7 protein-coding genes, 4 tRNA genes and 2 pseudogenes are annotated in these 8,592 nt (G+C 66.5%); 7 read left to right on the forward strand and 6 right to left on the reverse strand.

The window, feature by feature from the left end; all coding sequences use genetic code 11:
• Positions 1-207 precede the first annotated feature (207 nt).
• The 4 genes from FPZ47_RS25140 to FPZ47_RS25155 form a co-directional block, all read right to left on the reverse strand.
• Positions 208-1,080, reverse strand: a complete 873-nt coding sequence (locus FPZ47_RS25140) for a HipA domain-containing protein (protein ID WP_225336779.1) — start codon at positions 1,078-1,080, stop codon at positions 208-210.
• Between the two features lie 247 nt (positions 1,081-1,327).
• Positions 1,328-1,404: transfer RNA gene (locus tag FPZ47_RS25145), tRNA-Phe, on the reverse strand.
• Between the two features lie 26 nt (positions 1,405-1,430).
• A tRNA-Asp gene (locus FPZ47_RS25150) sits at positions 1,431-1,507 on the reverse strand.
• 30 nt (positions 1,508-1,537) lie between these two features.
• A tRNA-Glu gene (locus FPZ47_RS25155) sits at positions 1,538-1,610 on the reverse strand.
• Positions 1,611-1,733: 123 nt separating this feature from the next.
• On the opposite strand from FPZ47_RS25155, the gene FPZ47_RS25160 reads away from it, so the two are divergent.
• Positions 1,734-1,809 (forward strand) — tRNA-Lys (locus FPZ47_RS25160).
• Between the two features lie 328 nt (positions 1,810-2,137).
• Positions 2,138-2,947, forward strand: a complete 810-nt coding sequence (locus FPZ47_RS25165; RefSeq protein ID WP_144956595.1) for a TIGR04255 family protein — start codon at positions 2,138-2,140, stop codon at positions 2,945-2,947.
• A 27-nt stretch (positions 2,948-2,974) separates the two neighbouring features.
• On the opposite strand, the gene FPZ47_RS25170 is transcribed toward FPZ47_RS25165, so the two are convergent.
• Positions 2,975-3,874, reverse strand: coding sequence for an SAM-dependent methyltransferase (locus FPZ47_RS25170; RefSeq protein ID WP_144956598.1), 900 nt, complete (start codon positions 3,872-3,874; stop codon positions 2,975-2,977).
• A 95-nt stretch (positions 3,875-3,969) separates the two neighbouring features.
• Between FPZ47_RS25170 and FPZ47_RS25175 the strand changes: the two are divergent.
• Positions 3,970-4,464: pseudogene (locus FPZ47_RS25175) on the forward strand (nucleoside deaminase); the annotation flags it as partial.
• A 126-nt stretch (positions 4,465-4,590) separates the two neighbouring features.
• Entirely contained in the window at positions 4,591-4,794 is a 204-nt protein-coding gene (locus tag FPZ47_RS29925; protein WP_144956604.1) for a zinc transporter Slc39a7, read from the forward strand.
• Between the two features lie 21 nt (positions 4,795-4,815).
• Here the strand turns inward: FPZ47_RS29925 and FPZ47_RS25185 are convergent, their stop codons facing one another.
• Positions 4,816-5,844: an oxygenase MpaB family protein gene (locus tag FPZ47_RS25185; protein ID WP_144956607.1), complete on the reverse strand. Its 1,029-nt coding sequence runs from the start codon at positions 5,842-5,844 to the stop codon at positions 4,816-4,818.
• 68 nt (positions 5,845-5,912) lie between these two features.
• On the opposite strand from FPZ47_RS25185, the gene FPZ47_RS25190 reads away from it, so the two are divergent.
• The 3 genes and pseudogenes from FPZ47_RS25190 to dusB form a co-directional block, all read left to right on the forward strand.
• On the forward strand, positions 5,913-6,527 hold the full coding sequence (locus FPZ47_RS25190) for a TetR/AcrR family transcriptional regulator (protein WP_144956609.1): 615 nt from the start codon (positions 5,913-5,915) through the stop codon (positions 6,525-6,527).
• Between the two features lie 166 nt (positions 6,528-6,693).
• A complete protein-coding gene (locus tag FPZ47_RS25195; RefSeq protein WP_144956613.1) occupies positions 6,694-7,710 on the forward strand; it encodes an acyl-ACP desaturase in 1,017 nt (338 codons plus the stop codon).
• Positions 7,711-7,715: 5 nt separating this feature from the next.
• Positions 7,716-8,507, forward strand: a pseudogene (gene dusB / locus FPZ47_RS25200) (tRNA dihydrouridine synthase DusB); the annotation flags it as partial.
• Between the last annotated feature and the right edge of the window lie 85 nt (positions 8,508-8,592).

Consider the following 8,592-nt stretch of genomic DNA (forward strand, 5'->3'; position numbering starts at 1 on the left):
CACGCGATGACCTTCATTCATCCGGCTACGACACGCCGGTCATCACCGGCTCGTACACCACTCTGCTGGACGCAACTAGGTACTGGAATCGATAGCCTTTGGCACCGTGGTCTAGTACGGCCACCGGCGTAATTTAAGCGTCGCCGCCGGTTCCGCCATGCGACAGCGAAGCGTCGCGTGGCCATTGACGTCCGCGATAACAGCAATTCAGGCGAGGACATCGAGCAACCTCTCTCGATTAATCTTGACGAGTTCGACCGTGAAACGGTGCGCAGTCTCCGTCATCCCTGGGGCAGAAGCAAATAGGTCCTCAACGGTCCGCCGTTCAAGCGACAGTATCCGTTCACGCCAGTACTCGCGGGTGCTCGGTCCACAGAGTCTGATGGCGTCGCCTGCCAGGTCCACGAGTGTCTGCCAACGCGTGCCCTTGCGATGCTCAAATCGGCTCGCGTGCCCACGTTCTGCCCATTTCATCACTGTTCCGTCGCGTAAGTGCTCGGCGCGCAGTTCGTCGCTCAACGTAAAGCCGAGGCTAGCTGCGTGGTCGAAAGAGGGCTCGGATACGTCCGGCGGCGGCACAAGGACGGCCCAGTTGCGGTCGTGGCGATCTCCATGCGCGATCAACGCGTCAAACAGGAGATATCCTGCGAACGCATCGAAAGCCCGAAACGACGTAGGCATCGATGAGCCTGGCGGTGATCCAAACCGTGTGAGTGCCTGCCTGATAGAGCCGACATTGTATCCGCGCGCTTCAGGATCAGTCGGGTCGTAATCGATAACCACCTCTAGCATTAGCGCCTGCCCTGCCTGCAATTCCCACTCTGGCAATCGCACGTCTTCAACCAATGCGCCACGCACCCCGCCCCGAGTGGCTAGTTCGACCGTGGCCGCCGGCACTCCGACCAGCCGAGCCATCTCGCTTCCGAGCTTCTCCACAGTGTCTTCCCCGAGGGAACGATCGCGCTCTGGCCGTGCGGGTTTGAACAGCCAGGTACGCTCTCTCGACGGATGTTTGAGCCAGTCGTGCGGATGCTGGCCCTGGCTCTCGAGGCCAGCGACAGCCCAGTCGTCGGCAGCCACGACTGACCAGCGAACGGGCACGACGCAATTGTGCCTCGCAGGTGCTAGTGCAATCGCCACTGGCCACGCGCATGTCGCGTAGGGCTCCGCTCGAAGACAGCGGAGAGTCGAGGGGGACGGATCCGATACAGAGTTGGCAGCGACGGCACCTCGTTTTTGGCCCCATATTGGCCCCATCGCCGAGTCCGAATCGGTGATGACGAGTTCGTAGACAGAGCGAAAAGGGGCGCTGAAATGCACAGATACTTGGTGGCCAGGGGCGGGATCGAACCGCCGACCTTCCGCTTTTCAGGCGGACGCTCGTACCGACTGAGCTACCTGGCCGGAAGGCAATGAGTGCCTCGCCGTGCTGGCGACCCTGACGGGACTCGAACCCGCGACCTCCGCCGTGACAGGGCGGCGCGCTAACCAACTGCGCCACAGGGCCTTGCTGCTGCTCCGCGTCACCGCGTCGCCGTACCCCCTACGGGATTCGAACCCGCGCTACCGCCTTGAAAGGGCGGCGTCCTAGGCCGCTAGACGAAGGGGGCCAGAACCGAATCTCTCCGGGGTACCCGCAACATGGTTACGTTGGGAGCCTCGCCAGCTTAGGTCACCGTGGCCCCAATCCTCAAACGAGCGCCTTTCCGGCACCCAGTATCCTGATTTTTCCGGCCCCTATAGCTCAGTTGGTAGAGCTACGGACTTTTAATCCGCAGGTCCTAGGTTCGAGTCCTAGTGGGGGCACCACGCCGGCGACGAACATGGCCCGTCACCTCGAAAGATGACCGGCACCGGAGCGTCATCCGATGGTCAGCGGCGGCCGACCGGCCGTTGACGGTTGGCCCGGCGGGCCGCCGCCGGGCCAAGGTGCACCGGCCGCGCGCGTGCCGGGTCGGCTGCCCGCGCCGATCGGGGCGGACACCCCGCGGCGCGGCGCGCGGGGTGGCGTATCGGCGCTGCTGACGGGCCTCGAGAGCAGTGGCGGGCACACCCGGATGCAACCCGCTTGCCGCTGTCCGCCATGCGTCGGCCGACACGCGGGATGGCCCCGGTTTGGCCTGAAAATGGCTTGGCTATGCTTCCCAAGATGACTGTCGATGCGGCCTCACCCAACGCGCCCGTAGCCCTGGTAACGATGGAAGTCCGTCACCCGGCAACGGATTCCCTCAACGAATCATCGAGCGGAGCGCTCAAACGTCTGCTCGCCGACCATCTCCCCATCGAACGCCAGGCCCAGGATGTGGCGTGGGGCATGGGCGCCGGGGGAAGCCCGCAGCCGACCGCCGAGCGCTTCAACCGCTATGTCAACCGCGATAACACGCTGGCCGCCTCGATGAAGAACCAGGCGGTCGTGATCGAAACCACCGCCTACTCGAACTTCGAGACGCTGCTCGAGATCATGATGCGGGTCGTCGACGCCCGCTCACAGGTCTCCTCGATCGTCGGGGTCGAGCGCATCGGCCTGCGCTACGTCCTCGAGGTCCGGGTCCCCGTGGGCGTGGACGGACGGGTCGAGTGGGCCAACTGGATCGCCGAGCCGCTGCTCGGGCCGCAGCGCATCGCTCCCGCCGGCCTGACGCTGACCGAGTGGCAGGGCGCCGCGGTCTACCGCGAGGCGAACCCGGGCAAGTCGATGATCGTGCGCTACGGCCCCGGGGTGGGTCAGGCGCTCGACCAGAACTACCACCTGCGCCGGACCATGCCGACCCAGCAGGGACCGTTCTTCCTGCTGGACATCGACAGCTTCTGGACCCCGACCGGTTCCATCCCCGAATACGACCGCAACGCGGTGCTGACGACCTTCCAGGACCTCTACGACCCGGCACGCACCGTATTCCAGGAGATGCTCACGAGCCGTCTGAGGGACGATCTGCTGAGCTCGTAGGCGCAGCCGGGTGCTGGGGCGCCGGTTTCAGCGTCCCAGCACCGCGCTCGTGTAGGTCACGTCGGCGAAGGCCGCGGCGACGTCGTCGTCGGGATAGGCGAACCCGTTGGTCGCGTGCAGCTCCTGGACGCTGGTCGACGAGGTCCGCCAGCGGCGCTGGTTCAGGTAGTCGACGACGTGGCTGCGCTGCCCGTGATAGACGAGATCGTTGAAGTCGATCTCGAACCCGAACTCGCTCATCCGGTCGTGGTGGGCGCGCCAGCGCTCGTCGGCGAAAATCGCGGTGTCGGGCACGAATTCGAATGCCAGCCGGCTGCCGGGAGCGCTCAGCGCGGTGATGTTGTCGAACAGTGCGTCCTGCGCGGCGTCCGGCAGGTAGACCAACAGACCTTCGGCGCTCCACACCGTGGGGACCTGCGGATCGAATCCCGCGGCCCGCAACGCCGCGGCCCAGTCGTCGCGCAGGTCGACGGCGACCGTGCGCCGCTGCGCGGTCGGCTCCGCACCGAGTTCGGCGAGGGCCAGCGTCTTGAACTCGATCACCTCGGGCATGTCGACCTCGTAGACGACGGTCCCGGCCGGCCACGGCAGGCGGTAGGCCCGCGCGTCCAGACCCGCCGCGAGGATCACCGCCTGGCCGACGCCGCCGCCCGCGGCGTCGAGAAAGAAGTCGTCGTAGAACCTGGTGCGGCAGGCCATCCCCTCGGCCATCCGGTACGGATCGAACCCCGACTCCCCACCGACCGGAATCTGGCCGTTGACCAACCGGACGTAGACGTCGATCCCGACGGCGCGCACCAGCGGCGCGGCGTAGGGGTCGTCGATGAACGCCGCGTCGGAAGCCAGCGCCCGCTGAGCGGCGACCATGGTCGCCGTCGCCCCGACGCTCGTCGCCAGATCCCAACGATCGCTGTCGGTGCGCGCCATGGTGCTCCTGTGCCGACTCGGACAAACAAAATTTAGACAATCTAGTTACTACCACAGGCCCGGCCTCCCCCGCCGTCGGGACTAGCCTGCGACCCATGACCGACTTCGCGCAGCGCACGATCGACCTGGCCCGCCGCAACGTCGCCGAGGGCGGTCGCCCGTTCGCGACCGTGATCGTCAACGACGGTGCGGTCCTGGCCGAAAGCGCCAACCAGGCCGCCCAGACCAACGACCCGACGGCCCACGCGGAGATCCTCGCCGTCCGCGAGGCGTGCCGGAAGCTGGGCACCGAGCACTTGGTCGACAGCACCATCTACGTGCTCGCCCACCCGTGCCCGATGTGCCTGGGCTCGCTCTACTACTGCTCGCCGCGGGAAGTGGTCTTCCTGACCACCCGCGAGGCCTATGCGCAGTACTACCTCGACGACCGCAAATACTTCGAACTCGCCACGTTCTACGACGAGTTCGCGACGAGCTGGGAGCGCCGGCGGCTGCCGATGCGTTACGAACCCCGAGACGCCGCGGTGGAGGTCTATCGGTTCTGGAACGAGCGCAACGGCGGCCGGCGCACGTCGACCGTCGTCCCGGCGGCTGAACACCTGACCTTGACAGCGCTACCCGCCACTTCGATATTATCTGCGTATCAATGCAATTAACGCTGGAGGGTCCGATGGCCGGAGGCTGGCACGCATCCCGCCGGGTGAGGAGAAAGAATCATGAGCGAACAGCACAGCCATGACGTGCCACATGCGCACGAACACCGGCACGGCGACGTCGCGCACGCACACGCGCACACCACACACGAACACGAGCACGTCACGCACGAACACCCGCACACCCACGACGACGGGACCCAGCACGCCCATCAGCACGTGCACCAGTCCGGCCTCGAAGAGGTTCATCAGCACGCCCACGCTTGAGATGCGCGGCGCCCGAGGGTGTTACGACACGTTCGGGCAGTAATGCTTGGGGCTGTCGCGCTCGTCCACCGGCGGCAGGTTGCGCGCCGGAGTCTGCGCCAAGGGCGCGTCGGCCGGGATTCGCCCGTTGGCGCGATCCCACCCGGCGCGGGCCCGCGGATGCTTGCGGAACCGCCCGGGCACCAGCGCGAACACCAGGCGCACGGCGTCGCCGAACCGCCGGTGCAGCCATTCGTCGCGCGCCGACCAGGTGTAGCCCATCAACGCGCGCACCGGCGGGTCGTAGAGGCCGACGGTCACCCAGACGAAGAACGGCGCCATGAGTTTGCGCTGGGCGGCCCATAGCCAGTCCGGAAACCATTGCGCGAACGGGGGTTTGGCCAGATCGGCCAGGTCGAGCACCGCACGCGCCGCGTAGTTGTCCTCCAATACGTTGCGACACATGTGATCCCAGTAGACCTGGAATTCCTCCCACGACGCCGGCACCGGCCGCATGCTCATGCCGTACATCCGATACCACTGGACGTGCTCGTCGAAGAGCCGCCGCTGCTGCGCCTCGGTCAGCCCGCCGCAGAACCTCTCGGCCACGTGGATCGTGCCGACGAAAAAGGTGGCGTGCGCCCAGTAGAAGACGTCGGGGTTCAATGCGTGGTAGCGGCGGCCCCGGTCGTCGATGCCTTTGATCGCGGTGTGGTAGTCGCGCACCTCGGCGCCGGTGACCGGAGCGCGGTCGCCGTCGAACACCACGCCGCCGATCGGGTACAGCGAGCGCAGCAGGCGCGGCCAGCGTTCGCGGAAGAACGTCGAGTGCTCGACGACGGCCGCGCCCAACTGCGGGTGCATGTTCTGCATGGAGCCGGCCCACGGGCCCTGCAGCATGCCGCGCCAGTCCCCGAAGTACCGCCAGGTGAGCGAATCCGGACCGAGCGGGACGGGCGGAGCCTCGTAGCCCAGCGGCGACACCGGGCATCCGGTGGCCATGCCGCCGGCACCGGTCGCGCCGTCCACAGTGCTCGTCAGCGGACAGTCTGCGGACGTATCTTGAGTCACTGTTGAGATCCCCGTGGCTGTCGTAGATTTTGACTACATGCGTTGTCATTTTTCAGCTTAGGAGCGATGTGCCGTCCGGTCAACGACGGAGCCGTTGGACCGGCGTCCCCCTGGAGAGTCGCCACGCGCTGCGCCGCGACGACCTCGTTGCCGCCGGTGTGCAACTGCTCGGCAGCGACCGCGGACCCGCGTTGACCGTCCGCGCGGTGTGCCGTGCGGCCGCGCTGACCGAGCGCTACTTCTACGAGAGCTTCTCCGACCGCGACGAGTTCGTGCGAGCGGTCTACGACGACGTGTGCACGCGGGCGATGAGCACGCTCACCTCGGCGAGAACGCCGCGCGACGCCGTCGAACGTTTCGTCGAGCTGATGGTCGACGACCCGGTCCGGGGCCGCGTGCTCCTGCTCGCGCCGGCCGTGGAGCCGATCCTGACCCGCTCGGGAGCGCAGTGGATGCCCAGCTTCATCGATCTACTGCAGCGCAAGCTGTCCCGGATCGGCGATCCGGTGCTGCAGAAGATGATCGCCACCAGCCTCGTCGGCGGTCTGTCGAGCCTGTTCACCGCATACCTCAACGGCCAGCTCGGCGCCACCCGAAAACAGTTCATCGACTATTGCGTCAACATGCTGTTCGCCACGGCGGCCCCCTACGTCCCTGCCCCCGAGCCGGGTAATTCGGAGTAACGGGTTTCAGCGGCGCCGCACCGGCGAACCGAGTGTCCGGTACGCCGGCGGCCGGATGCCGAACTGTAACCTTCCCGCGCGGGCCGCGCGGGCGCGGAAACTTGATGCTACTGGGGTACACAGATATATTGACCGCTACTAATCGACACAGATAACTGGAGGAGCCATGTCAGCCGAGCTGACCGACCTACAGCTGTTGCGGGAACTCGAGCCAGTAGTCGAGAAGAACCTGAACCGGCACCTGAGCATGCACAAGAACTGGAATCCGCACGACTACATCCCGTGGTCGGACGGCAAGAACTATTACGCGCTCGGCGGCCAGGACTGGGATCCCGAGCAGAGCAAGCTCTCCGACGTCGCCCAGGTGGCGATGGTGCAGAACCTGGTCACCGAGGACAACCTGCCGTCCTATCACCGTGAGATCGCGATGAACTTCAGCATGGACGGCGCGTGGGGGCAGTGGGTCAACCGCTGGACCGCCGAGGAGAACCGGCACGGCATCGCGCTGCGCGACTACCTGGTGGTCACGCGCGCGGTCGATCCCGTGGAGCTGGAAAAGCTTCGCATCGAGGTGGTGAACCGCGGCTTCAGCCCGGGGCAGAACCGCCAGGGTGAATACTTCGCCGAAACCCTGACCCACTCCGTCATCTACGTCAGCTTCCAGGAATTGGCCACCCGGATTTCACACCGCAACACCGGCAGGGCCTGCAACGACCCGGTCGCCGACCAGCTGATGGCCAAGATCTCGGCCGATGAGAACCTGCACATGATCTTCTACCGTGACGTCAGCGAGGCGGCGTTCGACCTGGCGCCCAACCGGGCGATGAAGTCGCTGCACCTGATCCTGCGGAACTTCCAGATGCCCGGCTTCCAGGTGCCCGAGTTCCGGCGCAAAGCCGTCTTCATCGCCGTCGGCGGGGTCTACGACCCGCGCATCCACCTCGACGAGGTCGTGATGCCGATCCTGAAGAAATGGCGCATCTTCGAGCGCGAGGACTTCACCGGCAAGGGGGCCGAGCTGCGCGACGACCTGGCCGTGCTGGTCAAGGAACTCGAGCAGGCTTGCGAGAAGTTCGAGGTGTCCAAGCAGCGCCAACTCGACCGCGAAGCACGCACGGGCAAGCGGGCCACCGCCCAGGAACTGCATAAGACGGCGGGCAAGCTGGTGCTGAGCCGCCGGTAACGACCTTGCGCATCGGACCGCTCACGCTCGCCAGCCCGGTGGTGCTGGCCCCGATGGCAGGCGTGACCAACGTCGCATTCCGGACGCTGTGCCGTGAGCTCGAGAAGGAGAAGGCCGGCACGGTCAGCGGACTGTACGTCTGCGAGATGGTGACCGCCCGCGCGCTAGTCGAGCGCCACCCGGTCACCATGCACATGACGACCTTCGCCCCGGACGAGTCGCCCCGGTCGCTGCAGGTCTACACCGTCGACCCCGTCACGACGTATGCCGCCGCCAAGATGATCGCCGACGAGGGCTTGGCCGACCACATCGACATGAACTTCGGCTGCCCGGTACCCAAGGTCACCAAGCGCGGCGGCGGGGCGGCGCTGCCGTACAAGCGGCGGCTGTTCGGCCGGATCGTCGCCGCGGCCGTGCGCGCCACCGAAGGCTCCGACATCCCGGTGACCGTCAAGTTCCGCATCGGCATCGACGACGAACACCACACCCACCTCGACGCCGGCCGCATCGCCGAGGACGAAGGCGCCGCCGCCGTGGCCCTGCACGCCCGCACGGCGGCGCAGCGCTACTCCGGCACCGCCGACTGGGAGCAGATCGCGGAGCTCAAGCAGCACGTACGGACGATCCCGGTGCTCGGCAACGGCGACATCTACGACGCCAGCGACGCGCTGGCGATGATGGCCAGCACCGGCTGCGACGGCGTCGTCATCGGTCGGGGCTGCCTGGGCCGGCCCTGGCTCTTCGCCGAGCTCTCGGCCGCGTTCACCGGCAGCGCGCCGCCCACCCCGCCCAGTCTCATATACACAACTCCGAGCCCACGAGACAGGCAGAAAAGGAGGAATGCGGGGTTGTGGTGTAAAAAAAAATAGGGGGGGGGGGGGG

It is taken from the genome of Mycobacterium helveticum (assembly GCF_007714205.1).
Classification (GTDB): domain Bacteria; phylum Actinomycetota; class Actinomycetes; order Mycobacteriales; family Mycobacteriaceae; genus Mycobacterium; species Mycobacterium helveticum.

What these genes read in the sequence shown, in the direction of transcription:
- FPZ47_RS25165 (WP_144956595.1), top strand. Translation starts at nt 2,138, where the DNA reads ATGCTTCCCAAGATGACTGTCGATGCGGCCTCACCCAACGCGCCCGTA.
- FPZ47_RS25170 (WP_144956598.1), bottom strand. Translation starts at nt 3,874, where the DNA reads ATGGCGCGCACCGACAGCGATCGTTGGGATCTGGCGACGAGCGTCGGG.
- FPZ47_RS29925 (WP_144956604.1), top strand. Translation starts at nt 4,591, where the DNA reads ATGAGCGAACAGCACAGCCATGACGTGCCACATGCGCACGAACACCGG.
- FPZ47_RS25195 (WP_144956613.1), top strand. Translation starts at nt 6,694, where the DNA reads ATGTCAGCCGAGCTGACCGACCTACAGCTGTTGCGGGAACTCGAGCCA.